This is a genomic window from Actinosynnema sp. NPDC023658 (assembly GCF_040639995.1).
Classification (GTDB): Bacteria; Actinomycetota; Actinomycetes; order Mycobacteriales; family Pseudonocardiaceae; genus Actinosynnema.
This window is the reverse complement of the sequence record NZ_JBFAAX010000017.1, coordinates 1-25,583: the sequence shown is the minus strand read 5'-3', so window position 1 is coordinate 25,583 and position 25,583 is coordinate 1. Positions and strand designations below refer to the sequence as shown.

Annotated in this window: 17 protein-coding genes; 10 read left to right on the top strand and 7 right to left on the bottom strand. The window is 72.2% G+C overall.

Annotation, left to right across the window (positions count from 1 at the left end; genetic code table 11):
* Window positions 1-4: 4 nt before the first annotated feature.
* Entirely contained in the window at window positions 5-529 is a 525-nt protein-coding gene (locus AB0G02_RS04150) for a hypothetical protein (RefSeq protein ID WP_360789053.1), read from the bottom strand.
* A gap of 74 nt (window positions 530-603) precedes the next feature.
* On the opposite strand from AB0G02_RS04150, the gene AB0G02_RS04145 reads away from it, so the two are divergent.
* The gene (locus AB0G02_RS04145) at window positions 604-1,959 is read left to right on the top strand and encodes a HAMP domain-containing sensor histidine kinase (protein ID WP_360789050.1); all 1,356 of its coding nucleotides are present in this window, start codon (window positions 604-606) and stop codon (window positions 1,957-1,959) included.
* A 42-nt stretch (window positions 1,960-2,001) separates the two neighbouring features.
* Here the strand turns inward: AB0G02_RS04145 and AB0G02_RS04140 are convergent, their stop codons facing one another.
* A complete protein-coding gene (locus AB0G02_RS04140; protein ID WP_360789048.1) occupies window positions 2,002-2,934 on the bottom strand; it encodes a TAXI family TRAP transporter solute-binding subunit in 933 nt (310 codons plus the stop codon).
* Window positions 2,935-3,088: 154 nt separating this feature from the next.
* Here AB0G02_RS04140 and dctA point away from each other — a divergent pair, with 154 nt between their 5' ends.
* From dctA to AB0G02_RS04125, 3 genes are all read left to right on the top strand, one after another.
* A complete protein-coding gene (dctA, locus tag AB0G02_RS04135; protein ID WP_360789046.1) occupies window positions 3,089-4,459 on the top strand; it encodes a C4-dicarboxylate transporter DctA in 1,371 nt (456 codons plus the stop codon).
* 379 nt (window positions 4,460-4,838) lie between these two features.
* Window positions 4,839-9,377, top strand: a complete 4,539-nt coding sequence (gltB, locus tag AB0G02_RS04130; protein ID WP_360789043.1) for a glutamate synthase large subunit — start codon at window positions 4,839-4,841, stop codon at window positions 9,375-9,377.
* Window positions 9,370-10,875: a glutamate synthase subunit beta gene (locus AB0G02_RS04125; protein ID WP_360789041.1), complete on the top strand. Its 1,506-nt coding sequence runs from the start codon at window positions 9,370-9,372 to the stop codon at window positions 10,873-10,875. The genes gltB and AB0G02_RS04125 overlap by 8 nt, the downstream gene beginning before the upstream one ends.
* Window positions 10,876-10,966: 91 nt before the next feature.
* On the opposite strand, the gene AB0G02_RS04120 is transcribed toward AB0G02_RS04125, so the two are convergent.
* Window positions 10,967-12,919, bottom strand: a complete 1,953-nt coding sequence (locus AB0G02_RS04120) for a helicase-associated domain-containing protein (protein WP_360789038.1) — start codon at window positions 12,917-12,919, stop codon at window positions 10,967-10,969.
* 93 nt (window positions 12,920-13,012) lie between these two features.
* Between AB0G02_RS04120 and AB0G02_RS04115 the strand changes: the two genes are divergently transcribed.
* On the top strand, window positions 13,013-13,669 hold the full coding sequence (locus tag AB0G02_RS04115; protein WP_360789036.1) for a DUF2461 domain-containing protein: 657 nt from the start codon (window positions 13,013-13,015) through the stop codon (window positions 13,667-13,669).
* A gap of 221 nt (window positions 13,670-13,890) precedes the next feature.
* Here AB0G02_RS04115 and AB0G02_RS04110 read toward each other — a convergent pair whose 3' ends face one another.
* Window positions 13,891-14,259: a VanZ family protein gene (locus AB0G02_RS04110; RefSeq protein ID WP_360789033.1), complete on the bottom strand. Its 369-nt coding sequence runs from the start codon at window positions 14,257-14,259 to the stop codon at window positions 13,891-13,893.
* A gap of 82 nt (window positions 14,260-14,341) precedes the next feature.
* Between AB0G02_RS04110 and pyk the strand changes: the two genes are divergently transcribed.
* The 3 genes from pyk (at window position 14,342) to AB0G02_RS04095 (ending at window position 17,309) form a co-directional block, all read left to right on the top strand.
* Entirely contained in the window at window positions 14,342-15,766 is a 1,425-nt protein-coding gene (gene pyk / locus AB0G02_RS04105) for a pyruvate kinase (protein WP_360789030.1), read from the top strand.
* A 74-nt stretch (window positions 15,767-15,840) separates the two neighbouring features.
* Complete coding sequence (tesB, locus tag AB0G02_RS04100; protein WP_360789100.1) at window positions 15,841-16,698, top strand: acyl-CoA thioesterase II; 858 nt, start codon at window positions 15,841-15,843, stop codon at window positions 16,696-16,698.
* Between the two features lie 50 nt (window positions 16,699-16,748).
* Entirely contained in the window at window positions 16,749-17,309 is a 561-nt protein-coding gene (locus AB0G02_RS04095) for a Uma2 family endonuclease (protein WP_360789027.1), read from the top strand.
* On the opposite strand, the gene AB0G02_RS04090 is transcribed toward AB0G02_RS04095, so the two are convergent.
* Complete coding sequence (locus AB0G02_RS04090; protein WP_360789024.1) at window positions 17,299-18,684, bottom strand: aminotransferase class V-fold PLP-dependent enzyme; 1,386 nt, start codon at window positions 18,682-18,684, stop codon at window positions 17,299-17,301. The two genes, AB0G02_RS04095 and AB0G02_RS04090, sit on opposite strands and share 11 nt — an antisense overlap.
* Before the next feature lie 141 nt (window positions 18,685-18,825).
* On the opposite strand from AB0G02_RS04090, the gene AB0G02_RS04085 reads away from it, so the two are divergent.
* The gene (locus AB0G02_RS04085) at window positions 18,826-20,691 is read left to right on the top strand and encodes a sigma-70 family RNA polymerase sigma factor (RefSeq protein ID WP_360789022.1); all 1,866 of its coding nucleotides are present in this window, start codon (window positions 18,826-18,828) and stop codon (window positions 20,689-20,691) included.
* A gap of 100 nt (window positions 20,692-20,791) precedes the next feature.
* Here the strand turns inward: AB0G02_RS04085 and AB0G02_RS04080 are convergent, their stop codons facing one another.
* Together AB0G02_RS04080 and AB0G02_RS04075 are read right to left on the bottom strand one after the other, a co-directional pair.
* Window positions 20,792-22,672, bottom strand: coding sequence for a ricin-type beta-trefoil lectin domain protein (locus tag AB0G02_RS04080; protein ID WP_360789019.1), 1,881 nt, complete (start codon window positions 22,670-22,672; stop codon window positions 20,792-20,794).
* Between the two features lie 168 nt (window positions 22,673-22,840).
* Window positions 22,841-23,848 carry a LacI family DNA-binding transcriptional regulator gene (locus tag AB0G02_RS04075; RefSeq protein WP_360789016.1) on the bottom strand — a complete coding sequence of 336 codons (1,008 nt, stop codon included), beginning with the start codon at window positions 23,846-23,848 and terminating at the stop codon, window positions 22,841-22,843.
* 122 nt (window positions 23,849-23,970) lie between these two features.
* Here AB0G02_RS04075 and gndA point away from each other — a divergent pair, with 122 nt between their 5' ends.
* On the top strand, window positions 23,971-25,410 hold the full coding sequence (gene gndA, locus AB0G02_RS04070; protein WP_360789013.1) for an NADP-dependent phosphogluconate dehydrogenase: 1,440 nt from the start codon (window positions 23,971-23,973) through the stop codon (window positions 25,408-25,410).
* Window positions 25,411-25,583: the final 173 nt, after the last annotated feature.

The following is a 25,583-nucleotide window of genomic DNA, read 5'->3' as shown; positions in this document are numbered from 1 at the left end:
GGGATCACCAGACGTGCGCGACGTCCACCACGACCCGGTTGGACAGCGTGAACACCCGGAACGGCAGCACGGCCCGCACACCCAGCCCGACCGTCGTCTGCCCCTCGAACGACCCGGCCCACGCGACCTGCCGGAACGTCTGGTAGCCGGTGACGTCCACCAGCTCGGCGGCGTTCGCGAACGTGTAGGTCGGGTTGCCGTTCTGGTCGTAGGACGGCGACTTCACGGTGATCTGCAGCTTGCCGACGCCGCGCAGCGCCACCGGCTTGCCGGACCCCTCGTGGGTCACCTCCGACACGTACTGCACCGAGTAGCCGTCGTCGACCCCGCTGAAGTCGAACACCAGCCGGTCGTAGCACTCCTGCTGACCCGCCCGGATGTTCGTCAGCAGCCCCGTCGTCGTCTGGGACGCGTACTTGGCCCCCGAGCCCCAGTCGACCGGGGCGCACGTGGCCGCGGTGGCCGTCACCGGTGCGACCAGCGCGACCGCGGTCACCGCCGCGATTAACAGCGCAACCTTGCGTAGCATGCTCATTCCCCCTTCTGCGGACCGGTCAGCCCGCAGCCACCATGATGCACGTCACTCCGGGAGGACGCCTCCGCGTGCTGCGCCGCCTGCTGGTCCTGATCGTGCCGCTGCTCGTCGCGCTGGTGGCGGCGCTGGGCGTGCCGCTCGCGGTCGCCGTCGTGCAGCGGGAGAGCCAGGAGACCTACCTCGACCGCCTGGGCGACGCGAGCAGGTTCGCGTCGCTGGCCGAGAACGCCCTCGCGTCGGACCGGCTGACCGCGCTGCGGGAGGAACTGGTGCGCTACGACGGGCTGTACGGCATCCCGGCGGCGCTGGTCGGCACCGACGGCACGGTGCTGGAGGCGTCGCGCCGACCGTTCCCGCTGACCGACCCGAACGTGCAGGTCGGCCTCCGGGCGGCGTTCGGCGGGTACCGCGGCGAGACCGACCAGTCGGTGTGGCCGTGGGAGCGGGTGGACCTGGTGGTGGTCGAGCCGGTGGGCCGGGACAGCGAGGTCGTGGCCGCGGTGGTGACGATCTCACCGACGGACGGCCTGAGGTCGGCCATCCTGCGCCAGTGGGGCGTGCTCGCCCTGATCGGCCTCGTGCCCCTGCTCGGCGTGGTGGCGGTCGCGTGGCCGATGTCGCGCTGGGTGCTGCGGCCGGTCCGCAGGCTGGACGAGGCCACCGCCGCCGTCGCGGCCGGTCGGCTCGACGCCCGCGCGAACGAGGTCGGGGGGCCACCGGAGCTGCGCAGGCTCGCCGGGAGCTTCAACGCGATGGTCGACGTCGTGGGTCGTGCCCTGCGCCGGCAGCGGGCGTTCGTGTCGGATGCCTCCCACCAGCTGCGCAACCCGCTGGCCAGCCTGCGCCTGGCGGTGGACGACCTGGAGCACCACGTCGTCGACGACGCGGGCCGCGAGGCGCAGCGCATCGCGGTGGACGAGGCCGAGGAGATGGGCCGCGTCCTGGACACCCTGCTGGCCGCGACCCGCCTGGACAGCGCCTCCGCCGCCGAACCGGTCGACGTCGACACCCTGCTCGCCACCCACGTCCCGGGCTGGCGCGCTCTGGCCGGCGCCGTGGACCTGGAGGTGGCCGTCCCGCCCGGCCTGCGGGTCCTGGAACCGCCGGGCGGTCTGGGCAGCGTGCTGGACGAGCTGGTCGGCAACGCGATCCGGCTGTCCGGCGGGACGCGCGTGCGGGTGTGGGGGAGGGTCGCGGAGGGGCGGGTGGAGCTGCACGTGACCGACGACGGCACCGGCCTGTCGGACGAGGAGCGGGCCGACGCGCGGAGCCGGTTCTGGCGCGCGCCGCGTCACCAGAACATCGCCGGCACCGGCCTGGGCCTGGCGATCTGCGCCGAGCTGATCGAGTCGGCGGGCGGCGAGCTGGACCTGCGGCCGGTCGAGCCGCACGGCCTGGACGTCGTGATCCGCCTCAGCGCCTGACTGACCCGATCGGCGCCGGACGCGCCCCGCAGCGCCTGACGGTCAGCGCTTGGTGGCCCGGAACCAGCGCTCGGCGCCCTTGTGCAGCGGCACCTGACCGGTGGCGATGCCCGTCCGCACGTTGATGCGGCTGGCCTCGGAGTGGCCGGCGGCGATGCGCGCGGACTGGGTGAACACGGTCCTGGTGACCACCTCGACCACGTCGGCGTCGAGGGACGACCTGGCCAGCAGCAGGTTGGGCACGGCGAAGGTGTGGCACGGGCCGAGGTCGCCGTAGGTCGTGGCCGGGATGGTGGCGGGCACGTACGGGCCGGGGTAGGCCTCCGCGAGCTTCTCCGCCTCCTCGGGCAGGTCCAGCAACCGCAGCGGGAACGTGCCGAGGGTGTCGGTGATCGCCGGTGTCGGGATGCCGGTCAGCGCCAGCACCGCGTCCAGCGAACCGGCGGCGAGCTGCCGGGCGGCGACGGCGTGCTCCATCCGCCGCGCGTCCACCCCGATGCCCAGCAGCGACAGCAGGCGGGTCGCGGTGAACTCGGTCCCGGACTCGGACGGCCCGAACGACACCACCCGCCCGGCCAGGTCGGCCAACGTCCGCAGCGGAGAGCCGGCGGGCACCGCGACCTGCATGAAGCTGTCGTACAGCCGGCCGACGGCGCTGATGCCGCCCGGGTCCTCGGCGCTGAGCAGCGCGCCGTCCACCAGCGGATCCAAAGAGGACAGTCCCAGGTGGACCCGGCCCTCGCGCAGCAGCCGCACGTTCTCCACCGAAGCGGCGGTCCGCCGCTCCACCACCCGGGTCGCGGGCAGCTCGTCGGACAGCGCCGACGCCAGCGCCCCGCCGATCTCCCGGAACACCGCCCCGTCCGGCCCGGTGGCCAGGACCAGCTCCTCCAGGACCGGCGCGGTGGTGGACGTGCAGCCGGGGACGCCCGCCGCCAGGGCGGCCAGCAGCACCGAGCGCCGGGACACGTGCACGGCAGCAGACTAGCTCCGCCGACCGGGTGAACGGCGAGTTACGTCAGAGGGATCTGAAGTTTCCGGCGCGATGCTTGTCGCGGTGGCGGGCTGTGTCCAGGATCACCAACCAACCCCCTTACCGCCGGTGGCGGTGGTCCCCCTTGGAGGAGACGTGGTCAGCGCGCAGGCACGTGAGCGCAAACCGATCTACCAGCACCTCTACTTCTGGGTTCTCGTGTCGATCGTGCTCGGCGTGGTCGTCGGGTACGCGTTCCCCGCGCAGGCGGCGGGCATGAAGTGGCTGGCCGACTTCTTCATCGCCCTGGTGAAGGTCGTGATCGCGCCGACGATCTTCTGCACCGTCGTGGTCGGCATCGCGGGCCTGGGCAACCTGGCCAAAGCGGGCGGCCTGGCGCTGCGGACCATCCTGTACTTCACCGCGATGACGACGGTCGCGCTGGCCATCGGCCTGCTCGTGGTCAACGTCGTGCAGCCGGGCCACCACGGCGCGACGATCCCGATCAACGACGGCGCGGCGGAGAAGACGCTGGCCGAGGCCAAGACCGCGGAGACCGGCGTCACCGGCTTCATCCTGGGCCTGGTGCCGAAGTCGTTCCTCAGCGCGTTCACCGACGGCCAGCTCATCCAGGTGCTGGTGGTCGCGATCCTGGTCGCGGTGGCCGTGGCGGGCATGGGCAAGCGCGGCGAGAGGGTCGTGTCGGCGCTGGACACGGTCGCCAAGGTCATGTTCGGCGTCATCAAGATCGTCATGTACGCGGCGCCGATCGGCGCGTTCGGCGGCATCGCCTACACCATCGGCAAGTTCGGCGGTTCGATCCTGGGCAAGCTGGCGTGGCTGATGGGCTCGTTCTACGCGACGTGCCTGCTGTTCATCCTTGTCGTGCTGGGCGCCGTGGGGCTGTACGCCGGGTTCTCGATCCTGAAGTTCCTGCGCTACCTCAAGGACGAGCTGCTGATCGTGCTGGGCACGTCCTCGTCGGAGACGGTGCTGCCGCGGATGCTGGTGAAGCTGGAGGCGGCGGGCGCGGACAAGTCGGTGGTCGGCCTGACCATCCCGACCGGGTACTCGTTCAACCTGGACGGCACGTGCATCTACCTGACCATGGGCGCGATCTTCATCGCCCAGGCGACGGGCACGGACGTGGGCCTGGGCACGCAGGTCGGGCTGCTGCTGTTCATGCTGCTGGCCAGCAAGGGCGCGGCGGGCGTGACGGGCGCGGGCCTGGTCACGCTGGCGGCGTCGCTGAGCGCGTTCGAGGGCAACAGCGCCATCCCGGCGGTCGGCATCGCGCTGATCGTGGGCATCGACCGGTTCATGTCGGAGGCGCGGGCGATCACGAACGTCATCGGCAACGGCGTGGGCACGCTCGTGGTGGCCCGCTGGCAGGGCCAGCTGGACCGCGAGCGGCTGCGCGAGGTGCTCGACAACCCGTCCCAGGTGGACGTGGACGCCCTGCTGGAGAGTCAGCACCGTGAACACGAAGTCACGGAGCGTGACGCCACTGTGGTCGCCGCGCGGTGAGCGCCCGGCGCTGAAGATCACCCTGCCGTGGGCCCCCGCGGCCGTCGCCCGACCGGCGGCGGCACGGGGCCCACCTGCGGGTTCACCGGAGCCGGGTGGAGGACCGGGCGTGTCGCCAAGCTCTCACCGGCGCGCGCGGGGGCCACCGCTCCGTTATGCTTAACAAGGCGTAACAACCTGGCAGGGGTATCGCACCGGCCGGCAAAATCGTTACGCGTCGGCGACCGAGATCACCCGAAGGATGGTGTGGTTCGGTTTCGCGACTGTTAAAGTCGCGTCAACACGCGGGCCATCGTCGTCCCGTGCCCAGCACCCGGAATCCAGGACCTGGACACGAGGACTCGTTCTTTCACCAAGGACGACGAAGGAGGTCTGCGCAGTGATCTTCTCCGCCATCCCGTCCCCGCAGGGGCTCTACGACCCCGCCGCGGAACGTGACGCTTGCGGTGTGGCGATGGTCGCCGACATCGAGGGCCGGCGCTCGCACGACATCGTCGTCGACGCGCTCACCGCGCTGGCCAACCTGGAGCACCGCGGCGCCGCGGGCGCCGAGCCGACCAGCGGCGACGGCGCCGGGATCCTGGTGCAGCTGCCGGACGCGTTCCTGCGGGACGTGCTGGACTTCGAGCTGCCGGAGGCGGGCGCGTACGCGGCGGGCATCGCGTTCCTGCCCGCCGAGGCCGAGGACCGCGCGAAGGCCGTTGAGCTGGCCGAGCGGGTCGCCGCCGAGGAGGGCCTGCAGGTCCTGGGCTGGCGCGACGTGCCGATCGCACCCGACCACGCGGGCGTCGGCCCGACCGCCCGCTCGGTGATGCCGCACTTCGCGATGCTGCTGGTCGCGAGCGAGACCGGCCGCCGCGACGTCGAGCTGGACCGCCTCACGTTCGCCCTGCGCAAGCGGGTCGAGCACGAGAGCGCGTCCGCCGGTGTCGGCACGTACTTCCCGTCGCTGTCGTCGCGGACGATCGTCTACAAGGGCATGCTGACCACCGGCCAGCTGCCCTCCTTCTTCCCCGACCTGCGCGACGAGCGGCTGGCCAGCGCCATCGCCCTGGTCCACTCCCGCTTCTCCACCAACACGTTCCCGTCGTGGCCGCTGGCGCACCCGTTCCGGTACGTCGCCCACAACGGCGAGATCAACACCGTGCGCGGCAACCGGAACCGGATGCGCGCCCGCGAGGCGCTGCTCGCCTCCGACCTCATCCCGGGCGACCTCACCCGGCTGTTCCCGATCTGCGACCCGGAGGGCTCGGACTCCGCGAGCTTCGACGAGGTCCTGGAGCTGCTGCACCTGGGCGGCCGGAGCCTGCCGCACGCGGTGCTGATGATGATCCCGGAGGCGTGGGAGAACCACACCTCGATGGACCCGAAGCGCCGCGCGTTCTACGAGTTCCACGCGAGCCTGATGGAGCCGTGGGACGGCCCGGCCTGCGTGACGTTCACCGACGGCTCGCTCGTCGGCGCGGTGCTGGACCGCAACGGCCTGCGCCCGGCCCGCTGGTGGCAGACCGCGAACGGCCGCGTGGTGCTGGCCTCCGAGACCGGCGTGCTCGACGTGCCGCCGGACCAGGTCGTGGCCAAGGGCCGCCTCCAGCCCGGCAAGATGTTCCTGGTCGACACGGTCGAGGGTCGCCTGGTCGAGGACGACGAGGTCAAGGCGAAGCTCGCCGAGGAACTGCCCTACGACGAGTGGCTGCACGCGGGCCTGCTGGAGCTGGCCGACCTGGCCGACCGCGAGCACGTCGTGCAGAGCCACGAGTCCGTGGTGCGCCGCCAGCTCACGTTCGGCTACACCGAGGAAGAGCTGCGGATCCTGCTCGGGCCGATGTCCACGGCGGGCGCGGAGCCGCTGGGCTCGATGGGCACCGACACCCCCGTCGCGGCGCTGTCGCAGCGCTCGCGGCTGCTCTACGACTACTTCGTGCAGAACTTCGCCCAGGTCACGAACCCGCCGCTGGACGCGATCCGCGAGGAGATCGTCACCAGCGTGTCGCGGGTCATGGGCCCGGAGCAGAACCTGCTGGAGCCCGGCCCGGTCAGCTGCCGGCACATCAAGCTGACCTACCCGGTGATCGACAACGACGAGCTGGCCAAGCTCATCCACATCAACGACGACGGCGACCTGCCGGGCTTCGCCTGCACCGTCCTGTCCGGACTGTTCGAGGTGGACGGCGGCGGCGCGGCGCTGGCGGCGGCGATCGAGCGGGTGCGCCGCGAGGCCTCCGAGGCGATCGCGCACGGCGCCCGCACGCTCGTGCTGTCCGACCGCGACTCCGATCACCGGATGGCGCCGATCCCGTCGCTGCTGCTGGTGTCGGCGGTGCACCACCACCTGGTGCGCACCAAGGAGCGGCTGCGCGTGGCGCTGGTCGTGGAGACCGGGGACGCCCGCGAGGTGCACCATGTGGCCGCGCTGCTCAGCTACGGCGCCGCCGCGGTCAACCCGTACCTGGCGTTCGAGACCATCGAAGACATGATCAGCACCGGCGCGGTCACCGGCATCGAGCCGCGCAAGGCCGTGCGGAACTACGTGACGGCGCTGGTCAAGGGCACGCTGAAGATCATGTCCAAGATGGGCATCTCGACCGTCGGCGCGTACACGGCGGCGCAGGTGTTCGAAGCCGTCGGCCTGTCCGGCGAGCTGCTGGACGAGTACTTCACCGGCACCGTGTCCAAGCTGGGCGGCGCCGGCCTGGACGTGCTGGCCGAGGAGGTGGCGCTGCGCCACCGCCGCGCCCACCCGGACAACCCGACCGACCGGGTGCACCGCCGGCTGGAGGTCGGCGGCGAGTACGCCTACCGCCGCGAGGGCGAGCTGCACCTGTTCACGCCCGAGACGGTGTTCCTGCTCCAGCACGCCACCAAGACCGGCAAGCAGGACGTCTACCGGCGCTACACCGAGGAAGTGGAGCGGCTGTCCCGCCAGGGCGGCACGCTGCGCGGCCTGTTCTCGTTCGACGCCGAGGGCCGCACGCCCGTCCCGATCGACGAGGTCGAGCCGATCTCCTCGATCGTCAAGCGGTTCAACACCGGCGCCATGTCGTACGGGTCGATCTCCGCGGAGGCGCACGAGACGCTGGCCATCGCGATGAACCGGCTCGGCGGCCGGTCCAACAGCGGCGAGGGCGGCGAGGACCCGGAGCGCCTGTACGACCCGGAGCGGCGCAGCGCGGTCAAGCAGGTCGCGTCCGGCCGGTTCGGCGTCACCAGCGAGTACCTGGTCAACGCCAGCGACATCCAGATCAAGATGGCGCAGGGCGCGAAGCCCGGCGAGGGCGGCCAGCTGCCCGGCTACAAGGTGTACCCGTGGATCGCGCGGACCCGGCACTCCACGCCGGGCGTGGGCCTGATCTCCCCGCCGCCGCACCACGACATCTACTCCATCGAGGACCTCGCGCAGCTGATCCACGACCTGAAGAACGCCAACGAGCAGGCCCGCGTGCACGTGAAGCTGGTCAGCGAGGTCGGCGTCGGCACGGTCGCGGCCGGCGTGGCGAAGGCGCACGCGGACGTGGTGCTGATCTCCGGCCACGACGGCGGCACCGGCGCGTCGCCGCTGAACTCGCTCAAGCACGCGGGCACGCCGTGGGAGATCGGCCTGGCCGAGACCCAGCAGACGTTGCTGCTCAACGGTTTGCGCGACCGGATCACCGTGCAGGTCGACGGCGCGATGCGCACCGGCCGCGACGTGGTCGTGGCCGCGCTGCTGGGCGCGGAGGAGTTCGGCTTCGCCACCGCGCCGCTGATCGTCGAGGGCTGCGTGATGATGCGGGTCTGCCACCTGGACACCTGTCCGGTCGGCATCGCCACCCAGAACCCGGAGCTGCGCAAGCGCTTCACCGGCCAGGCCGACCACGTGGTGAACTTCTTCCACTTCATCGCCCAGGAGGTCCGGGAACTGCTCGCGTCACTGGGATTCCGCACCATCGACGAGGCCGTCGGCCACGCCGAGCTGCTGAAGACCGACGAGGCGATCGAGCACTGGAAGGCGGCCGGGCTGGACCTGACGCCGGTGTTCGAGGTGCCCGAGACGCCCTACCGCACGGCCAAGCGCAAGGTCCGCGAGCAGGACCACGGCCTCGCGCAGGCGCTGGACCGCACCCTGCTCCAGCTCGCGGACGCCGCGCTGGAGGACGCCCGCCCGGTGCGGCTGGAACTGCCGCTGCGCAACGTCAACCGCACCGTCGGCACCCTGCTCGGCGCGGAGGTCACCCGCCGCTTCGGCGGCGACGGCCTGCCCGACGACACGATCCACGTGACGTTCACCGGGTCGGCCGGCCAGTCGCTCGGCGCGTTCATCCCGCGCGGCATCACGCTGGAGATGATCGGTGACGCCAACGACTACGTCGGCAAGGGCCTGTCCGGCGGCCGGATCATCGTCCGCCCCCACCCGGACGCGCCGTTCGCGGCCGAGCAGCAGGTCATCGCGGGCAACGTCATCGGCTACGGCGCGACGTCCGGCGAGATCTTCCTGCGCGGCCGGGTCGGTGAGCGGTTCTGCGTGCGCAACTCGGGCGCGCTGGCCGTGGCCGAGGGCGTGGGCGACCACGCGTTCGAGTACATGACCGGCGGCCGGGCCGTGGTGCTCGGGCCGACCGGCCGCAACCTCGCCGCGGGCATGTCCGGCGGCATCGCCTACGTGCTCGAACTCGACCCGGCGGCGGTCAACACCGCCATGGTCGAGCTCCAGCGGCCCGGCGCGGAGGACCTGCGCTGGCTGCGAGAAGTGGTGGAACGCCACCACCAGCTCACCGGTTCGGCGGTGGCCGCCTCGCTGCTCGGCGACTGGCCCCGGCGTTCCGCGTCGTTCACCAAGGTCATGCCCGGTGACTACCAGCGCGTGCTCGAAGCGATGAGGCTCGCCCGCGCGGAAGGCAGGGACGTCGACCAGGCGATCATGGAGGCCTCCCGTGGCTGACCCGTACGGTTTCCTCAAGCACTCCCGCACCGAGCCGAAGAAGCGGCCCGCCGCCGAACGGCTGTCCGACTGGAACGAGGTGTACCTCGACCTCGCGAGCGACCAGCGCGAGGCGGAGGTGCGCACCCAGGCGTCCCGCTGCATGGACTGCGGCATCCCGTTCTGCCACTCCGGGTCGGCGGGCTGCCCCCTGGGCAACCTCATCCCCGAGTGGAACGACCTGGTCCGCCGCGGCGACTGGGAGTCGGCGTCGGACCGGCTGCACGCGACGAACAACTTCCCCGAGTTCACCGGCCGGCTGTGCCCCGCGCCGTGCGAGGCCGCGTGCGTGCTGTCGATCAGCCACGACGCGGGCGGCCCGGTCGCGATCAAGCGCGTCGAGCAGGCCATCGCGGACGTGTCCTGGGACCAGGGACTCGTGCAGCCCACCCAGGCGCAGGTGTCGTCGGGGCGGAAGGTCGCGGTCGTCGGCTCCGGCCCCGCCGGGCTCGCCGCCGCCCAGCAGCTCACCCGCGCCGGCCACGAGGTCACCGTGTTCGAGCGGGACGACCGGCTCGGCGGGCTGCTCCGCTACGGCATCCCCGAGTTCAAGATGGAGAAGAAGGTCCTCGACCGGCGCCTCGCGCAGCTCCGCAAGGAGGGCACGAAGTTCGTCACCGGCTGCGAGGTCGGGGTCGACCTGACCGTCGAGGAGCTGCGGTCGAAGTTCGACGCCGTGGTGCTCGCGGTCGGCGCCCTGCGCGGCCGTGACGACACCACGACGCCCGGCCGTTCGCTGGAGGGCGTCCACCTGGCGATGGAGCACCTCGTGCCCGCGAACCGGGCGTGCGAGGGCGACGGCGCACCCGCGATCGACGCGGCGGGCAAGCACGTCGTCATCATCGGCGGCGGCGACACCGGCGCGGACTGCTACGGCACCGCGTCCCGGCAGGGCGCCGCGTCCGTGCTCCAGCTCGACCAGTACCCGATGCCACCGTCCACCCGCGACAACGACCGCTCGCCGTGGCCGGTGTGGCCGTGGATCCTGCGCACCTACCCCGCGCACGAGGAGGCGGGGGAGCGGAAGTTCGCGGTCGCGGTGGAGAAGTTCGTCGGTGACGACGAGGGCCACGTCCGCCAGATCCAGCTCCGCAAGGTGCGCGTCGAGAAGGACGCCTCCGGCCGCCGCCAGGTCGTGCCGACCTCCGAGGAGGTCGAGGTGCTGCCGGCGGACCTGGTGCTGCTGGCCATCGGCTTCGAGGGCGTCGAGCACATGCCGCTGCTGGACGGCCTCGGCATCGAGCTCACCTCCCGCGGCACGATCTCGTGCGGCTCCGACTGGCAGACCCGGTCGCCCGGCGTGTTCGTCTGCGGTGACGCCCACCGCGGCGCGTCCCTGGTCGTGTGGGCCATCGCGGAAGGCCGTTCGGTGGCCAACGCGGTGGACCGCTACCTGACCGGCTCGTCCGACCTGCCGTCCCCGGTGATCCCCAACATGCTCCCGCTCGCCGTCGTGTAGACGCCCCGAGACCGCCGCAGTTCGCTGGGTGCCAGGCCGCCCCGACAACGACGTCGGGGCGGCCTCTTCGTCCGCGGTGGTCGAGCCGTGGTCAGGCGTTGGTCACCGCGCGCACCGAGCGGATGCGGCTGACCAGGAACTCCCGGTGCTCACCCCGGGGGGCGCAGTTCGCCTTCAGGTTGCCCGCCGCGTGGTCCACCGGCGTGATCACGTGCTTCACCGTGCTGCGCGGTCCGTTCGCCACCGCGATCTCCACCGACGTCCGGCTCACCAACGCCTCCGCCAGCAGCACGACCTCCGAGTCGCGCAGCACCAGCGACTGGTCCCGCAGCAACCGCACCGCGCCGATCCGCTGCGCCTCCGCGGGCGGCAGCACGAACTTCGGCTTCGGCCGCTCCCGCTCCACCAGCGCCGACGCCAGCTTCGTCAGCTCCTGCCCGGTCAACGGCGCGCGCCACCCGCCGGTCACCACCCGAACGGGAGGCGGCTCGGCCCGCCGCCGAGGCACCCGCTCGACCACCGACGTGCCGTCCACCGCCGACGTCGTCGGCGCGTACCCGGCCGCGCGTAACAGCGCCAGCGTCTCCGTGGCGGGCTTGGCCGACGCCAGGACCGTCGGCCCCAACGGCTGCAACGACAACCGCGCCAACGACCGGTGCGTGGCGATCTCCCGCAACAGCACCGGGTCCTCCGTCCGCACGCAGCACGCCACCGACGTCACGGTGATCCGCCCGTGCTGCCGCGCCACCTCCCGCACCAGGTGCTCCACCGTCTGCGGCACGCCGTGCTCGGCCACCGACGCCAACCGCGCCAACAACGCGTCCGGCTCGTGCCCCGCGTCCAACGCCCGCCGCACGCTCGCCCCGCTGAACCGCCACCCGCCCGCCACGCAGTCGGCCGACAGGTCCAGCACCTCGCTCAGCTCCCGGCTCGGCAGCCCGACCACCACCGCGGTCAGGTCCGGCCGCAGCTGCGCGGTCGCCGCCGCGGGCGGCACGAACCGATCCGCCACCTCCGCCACCCGGTCCGCCGCCACCGCGCGCCCCAACGCGGTCGCCGCGCCCAGCGCCACCAGCCCCACCGACTCGGCCTCCACCAACGCCGCCTCCGTCGCCGCACGGCCGTGCACCGCGGGCCGCGCCCACACCAGGTCCGCCACCACCTCCTGGCGGTGCTCGTACGCCTCGTCCTCGGCCAGCAGCGCGTACCGCTCCAACAACCCGCGCCTGGTCCGCTCACCGCCGTCCGACGAGGACGGCTCCGCCGACACCGCCCGCTGCCTGCCGGGCGTCCACGTCATCCGCGGCCACGCCGCGACCACCGCGGTCAACCGGTCCGCGGGCGACGCGGCACGCCAGGCGTCCGACCTGCCGGTCGGCACCAGCCTGCCGTCGTCCACGGCCAACAACCGCGCCTCCACGGCCAACCCCACCCACAACCGCGCGCGGGCCTCGTCGACCAGCAGCACCCCCGCGAGCCGCCGCAGCTCCCGCAACCCCACCCCGCCGCGGCACACCACCTGCTCGACGTCGCACAGGTCGACCAGCCGCGTCACGCCGTCCACAGTGGACGTCGCCGGCGCGATCGCGGCCCGGTCCGCGAAACCCCGGTCCTGCGGCGTCCGGCGCGGCGCGCGGGGCGCGGGCGTGATGCGGCGCGGCGCCTCCTCCTCCAGCAGCCGCAACCCCGGCGAACTCACCAACCGCCCCGCCGCCGGCCACACCAACGCCCTCGCCCGCAACTGCGTCAACGCCCGCTTCAACTCCGCCCGCGGCGCCTTCCCGGTGCACCGCAACCGTTCCGCCACCAGCTCCACGGTGGCCTCGTCACCCGACCGCACCACGGTGTCCAACACGTCCCGGCACGCCTGGTCGAGCCCGTCCACCGCCGCGCGCAACGACGCCGCCGCGGTCAGCTCGTCCGCCAACGCCCGCAGCGAGTGGGGTCGGCGCTCGGCGGCGTCCGCGCGCAGCGCCAGGACGTCCCGGAGCTCCACCGCGTCGAGGTCGCGCAGCCACCCGGCCAACGCCGATTTCCTGCCCACCCGGCCGATTATGCACAGAACGTGACCGCTCGGTCATGCATTGCGATAGAGCGTCCCAATGAGCCACGAATGGACGAACGTAAGCTGAGTGCCGTGGAATTCACCGGCTTCGGCGAACACGCCATCGACTTCTACGACGGGCTCGTGGCGGACAACTCCAAGGCCTACTGGGACGACCACAAGCACGTGTACCAGCGCGACGTGCGTGCGCCCATGGAGGCGCTGCTGGCCGTGCTGGAGCCCGAGTTCGGCAAGGGGAAGGTCTTCCGGCCCTACCGCGACGTGCGGTTCAGCAAGGACAAGACCCCCTACAAGGACCACTGCGGCGCCGTGGTCGAACTCGGCCGCGGCGGCGGCGCGCACTACGTGAGCGTCGGGCCGGAGGGCCTGTTCGTGGCCGGCGGGTCGTTCGCCATGGCCTCCGACCAGCTCGCCCGCTTCCGCGAGTCGGTGGCCGACGACCTGCGCGGCCCCGCGCTGGAGAAGCTGCTGGCCGGGCTCACCCGGTCCGGTTGGGAGCTGCGCGGCGACAAGCTCAAGCGCGCGCCGCGCGGCGTCGACCCCGAGCACGCCAGGATCGAGCTGCTCAAGCACAAGCGCTTCTACGTGGCGAAGGTGTGGCCGCCCGACGACGTGCTGCACGAGCCCGGCTGCCTGGACCGGGTGCGCGACGCATGGCACCAGGTCACGCCGCTGGTCGACTGGTGCGCCGACCACATCGGCCTGACCGAGGTCGGCTTCCGCCGCTGACGGCTGCGCAAGCCTCGCCCGCCGCTGACCGCTGCGCAGGCGCCCGACCGCTGACGGCTGCGCAGGCGTCCCCGGCCAGGGGACCCCTGGTCTTCATTCTCCCAGAGGGGTCCGACAATTCCGGTTCTTCGAGCGTGCTAAGCACGCTGCGCGAGCGACCGGCGGGCGAACCGACGGGTAACCGGCGAGTGCGAGGTGCGGGTGCCGCGCGGTGTGCGTGCTCAGAGGTCGGGGTTTCCCAGACGGGCCGCCCGGGCCGCGCCCAGGGCGTGCAGCCAGCGCGCCACCAGGTATCCGAAAGCGATTCCCGCCACATCCACCAGCGCGTCCAGCACGTCACCGCTGCGACCCAGCGCGGTGATGAGCCACTGCAACAATTCCGAGACCGCGGCGTAACCGGTCAGGCCCGCCAGCAGCGGTCCGACGGGCAGCCGCGCGTACCGTCCACTGCCCATGAGCAGGGCGAACAGCAGGAAGTGCACCACCTTGTCAGTCCCTGGTGGAGCCGTCGGCACACCTGACTCAGGGGTGAACAACACGATGACGCTGAGCAACACCGCGACCACGAACGGAAGGATTCTGACGCCCACGGGGCAGATTCTGCCTGTTTCAGCGAGGTTACCCCCCGGTACATCCTGATCGGTCCAGTGACAGGGACTACGCTCCTGAGACGTGAGTCGACGCGCGAAGATCGTCTGTACGATGGGTCCTGCCACCGCGACCGAGGACAAGGTCAACGAGCTGGTGGCGGCCGGTATGGACGTGGCCCGGATGAACTTCAGCCACGGCAGCCATGCCGACCACAAGCAGGTCTACGACCTCGTCCGCAACGCGGCCGAGGCGTCGGGCCGCGCGGTGGGCATCCTCGCCGACCTCCAGGGGCCGAAGATCAGGCTCGGCCGGTTCGCCCACGGCCCGGTGGAGTGGCGCACGGGTGACATCGTCCGCGTGACCGTCGAGGACGTCGAGGGCACCCACGACCGCGTCTCCACCACCTACAAGCAGCTGGCGCAGGACGCCAAGGCCGGCGACCGGCTGCTGGTGGACGACGGCAAGGTGGGCCTGACCGTCACCGAGATCGACGGACCGGACGTGGTCTGCGAGGTCACCGAGGGTGGCCCCGTCAGCAACAACAAGGGCCTCTCGCTGCCCGGCATGGACGTGTCCGTGCCCGCGCTGTCCGAGAAGGACATCGAGGACCTGGAGTTCGCCCTCAACCTGGGCGTGGACTTCATCGCCCTGTCGTTCGTGCGCTCGCCGGCGGACATCGACCTGGTCCACCAGGTGATGGACCGCGTGGGCCACGGCCGCAAGCCGGTGATCGCCAAGATCGAGAAGCCGGAGGCGGTCGACAACCTCGAAGCGATCGTGCTCGCCTTCGACGGCGTCATGGTCGCCCGCGGCGACCTGGGCGTCGAGCTGCCGCTGGAGTACGTGCCGCTGGTGCAGAAGCGGGCCATCCAGATCGCCCGCGAGAACGCCAAGCCGGTCATCGTGGCGACCCAGATGCTCGACTCGATGATCACCAACTCGCGGCCGACCCGCGCCGAGACCTCCGACGTCGCGAACGCGGTGCTCGACGGCGCGGACGCGCTGATGCTGTCCGGTGAGACCTCGGTCGGCCGCTACGCCATCGAGACGGTCAAGACGATGGCCCGGATCATCGAGCACGTGGAGACCGAGTCCACGGTCGTCCCGCCGCTGACCCACGTCCCGCGCACCAAGCGCGGCGTGATCTCGTACGCGGCGCGCGACATCGGTGAGCGCCTGAACGCGAAGGCGCTGGTCGCTTTCACCCAGTCCGGTGACACCGTGCGGCGGCTGGCCCGCCTGCACACGTCGCTGCCGCTGCTGGCGTTCACGCCGGAGCCCAGCGTGCGCAGTCAGCTTTCTCTCACCTGGGGCACCGAGACGTTCCTGGTGCCTAAGGTGGACTCGACGGACGAGATGGTCCGCCAGGTCGACCTGTCGATGATCGACATCGGCCGGTACCAGCCGGGTGACCTCGTCGTGGTCGTGGCCGGGTCGCCGCCTGGCACCATCGGCTCGACCAACCTCATCCGGGTGCACCGCCTGGGGGAGGACGACCACGCTTAGGAGATGACGTGACCGAGGCTGCCCGCGCCGCGGCGACCGCTGAGTTCTCGGACGTACCCCGGGACCCCGATGGCGTGCCGCACGGGCAGCCCGTGCTCGACCGCCTCGTCGCGCTCCTCGACCTGGAGCGCATCGAGGAGAACATCTTCCGCGGGGTGTCGCCCGCCGAATCGCCCGTGCGGGTGTTCGGCGGGCAGGTCGCCGGTCAGGCCCTCGTCGCCGCCGGCCGCACCGTCCCGCCCGAGCGCCGAGTGCACTCGCTGCACTCGTACTTCATCCGCGGCGGCGACCCGAGCGTGCCGATCGTGTACGAGGTGGACCGCGTCCGCGATGGACGGTCCTTCACCACCCGGCGCGTGGTCGCGGTCCAGCACGGCAAGGCCATCTTCACCCTGTCGGCGTCGTTCCAGCTGGACGAGCCGGGCCTGGACCACCAGGAACCGATGCCCGCCGTGCCGTCACCCACCTCGCTGCCCACGTACGCCGAGTCGGCCGCCGGGTACGTGGAGAAGGTCGGCATGGCCCGCCTGCCCCGCCCGATCGACATCCGGTACGTCACCGAGCCGCCGTGGCTGGCGCGCGAGGACGGGCCGGGCGAGGCGCGCAGCCAGGTGTGGATGAGGGCGGACGGCAAGCTGCCGGACGACGACCTGCTGCACGTGTGCGTGCTGGCCTACGCGTCCGACATGACCCTGCTCGACTCGGTCCTCGTGCGGCACGGCGTCTACTGGGGCACGGACAAGGTGCTGGGCGCGAGCCTGGACCACGCCATGTGGTTCCACCGCCGCTTCCGCGCCGACGAGTGGTTCCTCTACGACTGCGCCTCGCCTTCGGCTTCGGGTGCTCGCGGCCTGGCCACCGGCCACTTCTACAGCCATGACGGCCACCTGGTCGCTACCGTGGTGCAGGAGGGCCTGCTCCGGGTTCTGTGACCGGTCGGTTACGCTGTGCACTCGACGGAGTGCGTCTCGGGGTGGTAGCAATGAGCGTCATGCCCTGGCCTGACCACTTGCTCACGTTGGAGGAGTGGGACGCGCTGCCGGAGTACGAGTCGCACCACGTCGAACTGGTCGACGGGGTCCTGCTCGTGGCCCCGAAACCGGCACCCAAGCACCAGGTCGCGATGGCGAACCTGCGCAGTTGCCTCAAGGACCAGTTGCCCGCGGGGGTGGTGGCCATCCTGGACGTCAACGTGCTGATCGACCCGGGGCCGCCGCTCACGGTGCGAGCCCCCGACCTGGTGGTCGTGCGCGCCGAGCGCTACTGGGAGCACCCGAAGCGGTTCAACCCGGAGGACCTGCTGCTCGCCGTGGAGATCGTGTCGCCGGGAACGCGCCGCACCGACCACATGTTCAAGCCGATCGAGTACGCCACGGTGGGCATTCCGCACTACTGGCTGGTCGAACTCGACGAGCCGATCACGCTCACCGCGTTCAGCCTGGTCGCCGGCAGGTACAAGGAGATCGCGCGGGGAACGGTCGAGGTCCGGGTGCCCAGTCCGTTCCCCATCACCGTGGACCTCGCCACCCTGGTCAATCCCTGACGTCGAGCGCGTCCCACAGCGCCCGGACGTGGTGCTCCCCGGTCGCTTCCGCGCCGATGGCCACGCGGAGGGCGAACCGGCCGTCGACCGCGGTGTGGGTGAGGAACGCGCTGCCGGACGCGTTGACCCGCTCCATCGCCGTCCTCGTCGCCTCGTCACCCGCCCGGTGGGCGAGGGTGACCAGGGACAGGGAGCGCGGGGCGACCAGTTCCCAGTCCTCGGACGCCGACACCCACGATTCGAGCAGCTCGGCCAGCTCCACGTGCCCGCGCAGGTGCTCCCGCACGCCCTCCAGGCCGTACCAGCGCAGCACCGACCACAGCTTCAACGCCCGGAACCGGCGGCCGAGCGGGATCTGCCAGTCGCGGTAGTCGACGACCGCGCCCGACTCGGTCGCGGTGTTGCGCAGGTACTCCGGCAGGATCGTCAGGGCGTCCACCAGCACGTCCGGGTGAGCCGTCCAGAACAGCGACAGGTCGAACGCGGTCAGCATCCACTTGTGCGCGTTCGCGGTGAACGAGTCGGCCAGGTCCACGCCGTCGAACAGGTCGCGGAACTCCGGGCACAGGGCCGCCGGGCCCGCCCACGCCGCGTCCACGTGCAGCCAGATCCCGTGCTCGGCGCACACCGCGGCGATCTCGCGCACCGGGTCGACCGCGCCCGTGCCCGTGGTGCCGACGGTCGCGCACACCAGCACCGGGCGGCGACCCGCCTCCACATCGGACCTCACCCGCGCCGCCAGGGCGTCCGGGCGCATGGCCAGCCGCGAGTCCACCTCGACGGCCCGCACGGCCCGCTCACCGAGCCCCGCCATCCGGGCGGCCCGCTCGATGGACGAGTGGGTCTGCGACGACACGTACACGGTCTCGACGCCGTCCACGCCGGACTGCCGCCACCTGCCGCCCGACGCGCGGTGCAGCGCGGCGAGCACCGCCACCAGGGCGGCGGACGACGCGGTGTCCTGGATGACACCCCCGCCGACGAACGACGCCGGCAGGCCCATCGCCCCGACCAGCTCGTCCATCAGGTGCTGCTCGACCTCGGTCGCGGCGGGCGAGGTGGACCACAACATGCCCTGCACACCCAGCCCCGACGACAGCAGGTCGCCCAGCACGGACGGCAGCGAGGCGTTGGACGGGAAGTAGCCGAAGAACCCGGGGTGCTGCCAGTGGGTCGTGCCGGGCAGCACGACGCGGTCCAGGTCGGCCAGCAGGCCGTCGAACCCCTCACCCCGCTCGGGCAGCCCGGCCAGCTGCCCGCGGACCCAACCGGGCTCGACCGGTGACTTGACGGGGAAGTCCTCGACGCGCGAGCGGTAGTCGGCGATCCAGTCGATCACCTCGTGGCCGATCCGGCGGAACTCGTCAGGGTTCATGCCCGGAATCTAGCCGCGCCGCCCGCGGTGGGTGGGGCGCAGGTCGCCCGGTGACGTCACCGCCGTTCGCGCGATTCCCGTTATCGTGTCGCCGTCCGACCGTCTCCGGTGGGTAAGCCCGACTCGGCCGAGAGGAACGGTATGCGCACACCAGGGGACGTGGCGGCGGTGACGGCCGCGCAGCGGGGCGAGCCGGGTGCGTTGGACGCGCTGGTGGCGGCCTACCTGCCGCTGGTCTACAACGTCGTCGGGCACGCCCTGGCCGGGCACCCGGACACCGACGACGTGGTGCAGGAGACCATGCTCCGCGCGCTCAACGGCCTGCCGAAGCTGCGCGAGCCCGAGGCGTTCCGGTCGTGGCTGCTGGCCATCGCGATGAACCAGGTGCGCGACCACCACCGCACGCGCCCGCCGCTGGCCGACACCGAACCGGCCGACCTGGCCGACCCGGGGGCGGACTTCGCCGACCTGGCCATCACGCGGCTCCAGCTCGCCGGCCAGCGCCGCGAGGTCGTGGCCGCGACCCGGTGGATCGGGGACGACGAGCGCGAGCTGCTGTCGCTGTGGTGGCTGGAGCAGGTCGGTCGCATCACGCGAACCGAGCTGGCGTCCGCGCTGGACCTCACGCCGCAGCACGCGGCCGTGCGGGTGCAGCGGATGAAGGCGCAGCTCGACTCGGCCCGGGTGGTCGTGCGGGTGCTGGCGATGCCGAGGTGCGGCGACCTGGCCGAGGTGATCGCCGGCTGGGACGGCCGCCCAGGCGCGCTGTGGCGGAAGCGGATCGTCCGGCACGCACGGGACTGCTCCCGGTGCGGCCGCGGGTTCGACGACCTGGCGGCGGTGGACGGGCTGCTGGCCCGCATCCCGCTCGTGCCGCTGCCCGCCGGGTTCGACCTGCTCGGCGCGCAGCCCGCGGCCGCGGCGGCGGGGAGAGGGCTCGGCACCGCGAAGTCGGGTGCCGCCGAGTCCGGTGCCGCGAAGTCGGGCGCGGGCAAGTCCGGCGTCGGCCGGCTGTGGGCGCACGCCGCCGCGAAGCCCCTGGTCGCGGCGGCGGCCGTGGCAGCCGTGGCGGTAGTGGCGGCCGTGGCCGCGCTGCTGCCGGTCGAGCAGGCGCCGGAACCGGTGCCGGTGGCCGCTCCGGTGACCGTCACGACCACCACCCCCGTGCCCTCGACCGTCGAGCCCACCACCACGACGACCACCACGACCACGACGTCCACGACCACGGCCACGGTGGCGGCCGCACCGGCGCCGGTCGTCCAGCCGGTCGCCAGGTCGGTGAAGAAGGGCGTCAGCACCTGGCGGTTCGACGGCGTGACGCGCGCCTTGTCGGACGTCGGCGCGGGCTGGTTCTACAACTGGGCTCCGACCAGGGAGGACGTGCAGGCGCCACCCGGCGTCGAGTACGTGCCGATGATCTGGGGCGCGAAGACCGTGACGCCCGCGAACCTGGCTGCGGTCGGGCAGCAGGGCACCACGCTGCTCGGGTTCAACGAACCGGACCTGGGCGAGCAGTCGAACATGACCGTGGAGCAGGCGCTGGACCTGTGGCCGCAGCTCCAGGCGACCGGGATGCGCCTGGGCAGCCCGGCCGTCGCCCACAGCGGCGACCGGGTCGGTGGCTGGCTCGACCGGTTCCTGGCGGGCGCGCGGCAGCGCGGGCTGCGGGTCGACTTCATCGCGCTGCACTGGTACGGCTCGGACTTCGGCCCGGCCGCCGTCGGTCACCTGCGGAACTACCTCGACGCGGTGCACGCCCGCTACGGCCTGCCGATCTGGCTGACCGAGTACTCGCTGATGGACTTCTCCGGCGGCGGCGTGCGCTACCCCGACGCGCAGCAGCTGGCCGACTTCGCGGGCGGGTCGTCGCGGATGCTCGAAGGCCTGCCCTACCTGGAGCGCTACGCGTGGTTCGCGCTCCCCGCCGACAAGCCGGGCACGGGCCTGTACCTGCCCGGCGGCACACCCAACCGGGCGGGCGAGGCCTACCGCGCCACCACCGGTTAGGTGAGCGCCCGCCACCGGTCGTGCGGTGGCGGGCCACCCGGTGCCCCGGCCCGTCGCCGGTCGAGCGGCGGCGGGTCGGGGCGCGGTCGGTCGGGGTCCGTCAGGCGACGTTCCACTTCTGGTTGGCCCCGCCGGTGCAGGTCCAGATCTGGAGCCTGGTGCCGTCGGCGCTGGTGTTGCCGGTGACGTCCACGCACTTGCCGGTCGCCGGGTTCACCAGGTCACGGCCCGAGGTGTAGGTCCACTGCTGGTTCGCGCCGCCCGCGCAGCTCCACAGCTGGAGCTGGGAGCCGTCGGCGGTGCCGTTGTCCTTGATGTCGAGGCACTTGCCGAGCGCCCGCAGCGTGCCGTCACCGGGCCGCGACCACTGCTGCGCCGCGGTGCCGTTGCACGTGTACAGCTGCACCGCCGCGCCGTCCGCGCTGCTCGCGCCCGCGACGTCGACGCACTTGCCGGCCAGGCCGGTGATCGCGCCGCCGCTGCCGCCGGGGTTGCCGCTGCCGGGCGTGCCCTGCCAGGTGAACGTCGCCGTGGTGCGCGCGGGCAGGGTGTAGGTGAACGACTGGTTGCCCCAGTTCACCCGGATCGACTGCGACGACGTGCCGCCGTTGTGCGCGATCAGGGCCTTGGAGCCGTCCGGGTTGCGGTAGGCCACGTTCTGCACGGTGCCGTTGGCGGTCGAGTCGATCCGGTACGCGCCCGGCTTGACGAACTTCGTCAGGTGACCGGTCGTGTAGTACTCGATCGTGTAGTCGACCTGGCCGGCCCGCGACCCGCCCTCCTGCACGGTGATCAGGCCGGTGCAGGTGCCGCAGCCGCCGTTGTGCGGGCCCATGTTCTGGTTGAGCGCGAGGCTCCACTTCACCAGGCTGGAGCTCCAGTTGCGGGCGTAGTTGACGATGTCGGCCATGTCCTCGTTGTGCTGGTTCGAGATCCACGTGCCGCCGGAGTGCTCGGTGCTGAACTGCTTCACGTTCGGGTACTGGTTGTGCACCTGCGTGCCGACCGCCGGGTCACCGCCGTAGCCGTGCCAGGCGATGCCGCCGAACAGCGGGTCGTTGCGCACGGCCGCGTCGTTGAGCACGCCCGAGCCGAAGTTGGCGTAGTCGCCGTAGTTCCAGTCGTGGACGAGCACCTTGGTGTTGATGCCCGCCGCGCGGAACGCCGGGTAGAGGTTGTTCTTGGTGAACTCGGCCAGCCCCGCCGGGTTCCAGCTCATGCCGGGGTAGTTCATCGCGGTCGGGTTGCCCGCCTGGCAGCAGTTCGGCTCGTTCTGCACCGACACGTAGTCGACCGGGACGCCCGCCGCCTGGTAGCTCTGCACGTACTTGACGAAGTACTGGGCGTACATCGGGGCGTACTCCCACTTGAGCCAGCCCATCTGGTCCATGCGGCCGTTGTCCTTCATCCAGCCCGGCGCGCTCCACGGCACCGCCTTGACCCGCAGCTGCGGGTTGAGCTGCTTGGCCTGCTGGGTCAGCAGCCGCACGTTCGCGTCGTACCCGTTCGTGCCCCAGTCGTCGAGGTTGCAGCACGTGTCGTCGAGCGAGACGTTGCCCGGCCGGGACAGGTCGGACGCGCCGATCGGGTTGCGCACGAACGACAGGCCGATGCCGTCGACCGGGTGGAACAGCTTGCGCATCACCGCGTCGCGGGTGGCGGCCGACACGGGTCCGCCGCGCAGCAGGTAGGCGGTGGTGTCGGTGATCGACGCGCCGCCGCCCTCGAACTGCTGGTAGGTCGTGCCCTCGTTGACGGTGATCGTGTGGGTCGCGCTGCCCCCGTTGGCGCTGAACGCGACGGACGGCTGCGGCGCCAGGCCGCGGGTGACCACCCGCCCGCCGCTGTCGGAGGTGGTGGTCAGGTAGACGTTGACGGTCTCGCCCGCGGCGGAGGCGGGCTGGGAAGCGGCGAGGGCGGCGGCCGCGGTGATCACGGCTATGCCGGCGCTGACGAAAGCCCGACGGTGGGAAGAGGGCACCACGGACTCCTTTCACGACGTTGTGGCAGGGTCATCGGCAGTCTGAAACAAAATGGAACAATTGTGGAACTTATCCGCACGTGAAAGGAAACAAGCCTGCGGAACCCCGTGTCAAGGTCGTGCGTCGAGCCCGGTAAAGACCGTGAAACGTGCCGGTGGTCCGCCGCGTCACCCGCGCGGCACGGGCCCCGTGGACGCCCTGACCACCAGCTCCGTGGCCAGCTCGACGTGCAGCGCCTCCAGCTCGTGCCGGTCGAGCAACCGCATCAGCAGCGTCACGGCCATCCGGCCCATCTCCTGCAACGGCTGCCGCACGGTGGTCAGTTCCGGTTGCGTGGCACGGCTCAGGTCCAGGTCGTCGAAACCGGCCACGGACAGGTCGCGCGGCACGTCCAACCCGCGTTCCCGGGCCGCGCGCAACGCGCCGACGGCCATCTTGTCGTTGAACGCGACCAGCGCTGTGGGCCGGTCGGCCAGGTCGAGCAGGTCGCGCGCGACCAGGTAGCCGTTCTCCGTGGTCGGCTCGTCCACGTGCCGCAACAGCTCCGCCGACGGCAGCACGCCGACGTCGGACAGCGCCGCCGCGTACCCGGCCATCCTGCCGTCGCCCGCCTGCCAGTCCTCGGGGCCGCCGATGATCCCGATGCGCCGGTGACCCAGCTCCACCAGGTGCGCCATCAGCCGCCGCGCGCCGGCGAAGTGCGCCGCCGACACCGACGCCACGTCGCGCGGCAGCTCCGTGCGCGGGTCGACCACCACGTACGGGAACCGGCGGTCGCGCAGCCGGACCAGCTCCTCGGCCGGCTCCGGCGGCAGGATCAGGACCGCGCCAGCCACGTCGGACCGGCTCGCGAGACCGGGCAGCACGGACGCGCGCTGCGCCGACGTGCCCGCGCTCAGCACGACCTGGCGGTGGTGCAGCGCCAGCGTCTCGACGACGCTGGTGACGATCAGTCCGAAGTAGTCGGTGAGCGGGTACGGGCAGCGCACGCAGATCGGGCCGGCCGGTTTCGCGCCCCGCGCCCGCGGCGCCTGCGCGCCCAGGCCGGCGACGGTCCTCAGCACCAGCTCGCGGGTGTGCTCGGCGACGTTCGCCTGCCCGTTGAGGACCCTCGACACCGTGGCGATGGACAGCCCGGTCGCCCGCGCCACGTCCCGCACCGTCGCCCTGGCCATCCGCGCCCCCGTTCCACGAGTGTTTCACAATGTTACAGGGCGGACTGCCGCATGCGGTGCCCCCGGCGGCCAGGGCCGTTGCGCAGGTGCGCGCGAGCGCCCGTCTGGGGCAGGCTTGGCACATGAACACCTCCGAGGCACCCGCGCGGATCGCCGTCACCGGGCTCGCCGTCATGGGCAGCAACCTGGCGCGCAACCTCGCCCGGCACGGCCACCGCGTCGCCGTGCACAACCGCAGCCACGCCCGCACCAAGGCGCTGATCGCAGACCACGGGCACGAGGGCGACTTCGTGCCCGCCGAGACGCTGGAAGAGCTCGTCGCGAGCCTCCAGACCCCGCGCCAGATCATCATCATGGTCAAGGCGGGCGCACCCACCGACGCCGTCATCGACGAGCTGGTGCCCCTGCTGGAGCCCGGCGACATGGTGATCGACGGCGGCAACGCCCACTACGCCGACACCCGCCGCCGCGAGGCCGCGCTGAAGGAGGCCGGGCTGCACTTCGTCGGCGCCGGCATCTCCGGTGGCGAGGAGGGCGCGCTCAACGGCCCGTCGATCATGCCGGGCGGGTCGGCGGAGTCCTACGCCCACCTCGGGCCGGTGCTGGAGGACATCGCGGCCGAGGTCGACGGCGTGCCGTGCTGCGTGCACGTCGGGCCGGACGGCGCCGGGCACTTCGTGAAGATGGTGCACAACGGCATCGAGTACGCCGACATGCAGCTCATCGCGGAGGCCTACGACCTGCTGCACCGGGTGGGCGGCATGTCGCCCGCCGAGGTGGCCGAGGTCTTCCGCGGCTGGAACACCGGCGACCTGGAGTCCTACCTGGTCGAGATCACCGCCGAGGTGCTGGGCCACGTGGACGTCGACTCCGGCGCGGCGCTCGTGGACGTGATCGCGGACGAGGCCGAGCAGAAGGGCACCGGCCGCTGGACCGTGCAGGAGGCCTTGGAGCTGGGCGTGCCGGTGACCGGGATCGCCGAGGCGGTGTTCGCGCGGTCGCTGTCGGGGCGCGCGGGCCAGCGCGAGGCGGTGCGGTCGGCGTTCGGACCGGCCGAGGTCGTGGGCGACACCGACCCGTCGCTGGTCGAGGACGTGCGGCAGGCGCTGTACGCGTCGAAGGTCGTGGCGTACGCGCAGGGCTTCGACCAGATGCGCGCGGCGAGCGCCGAGTACGGCTGGGACCTGGACCTGGGCGCGATGGCCACCATCTGGCGCGGCGGCTGCATCATCCGGGCCCGGTTCCTGGACCGCATCCGCGAGGCCTACGACAAGGCGCCGGAGCTGGCGTCGCTGCTCGTGGACGACTACTTCCGCGACGCCGTGCGGTCGGCCGAAGCGGCGTGGCGGCGCGTCGTGGTGAAGGCGGTGACCGCGGGCGTGCCCGCGCCCGGCTTCGTGTCCGCGCTCGCGTACTACGACGGCCTGCGGTCCGAGCGCCTGCCCGCGTCGCTCATCCAGGGGCTGCGCGACTTCTTCGGCGCGCACACCTACCGCCGCACCGACCGCGAGGGCAGCTTCCACACCCTCTGGTCGGGTGACAGGTCCCAAGTGGACGCCTGACCCCACCGGCCCGATCATGGCCGGGTGCGTGAGCGCTTCCGCCGCTGCCCCGTCACGGTCGGCTACCTGTCGGCCGTGGCGGCGCCCGGGCTGGAGGAGCTGACCGTTCCCCAGGCCCGTGAGGCGCAGTGGGGCTTCCTGGCGTTCCAGGGGCAGCCGGAGCCGGTGGCCCG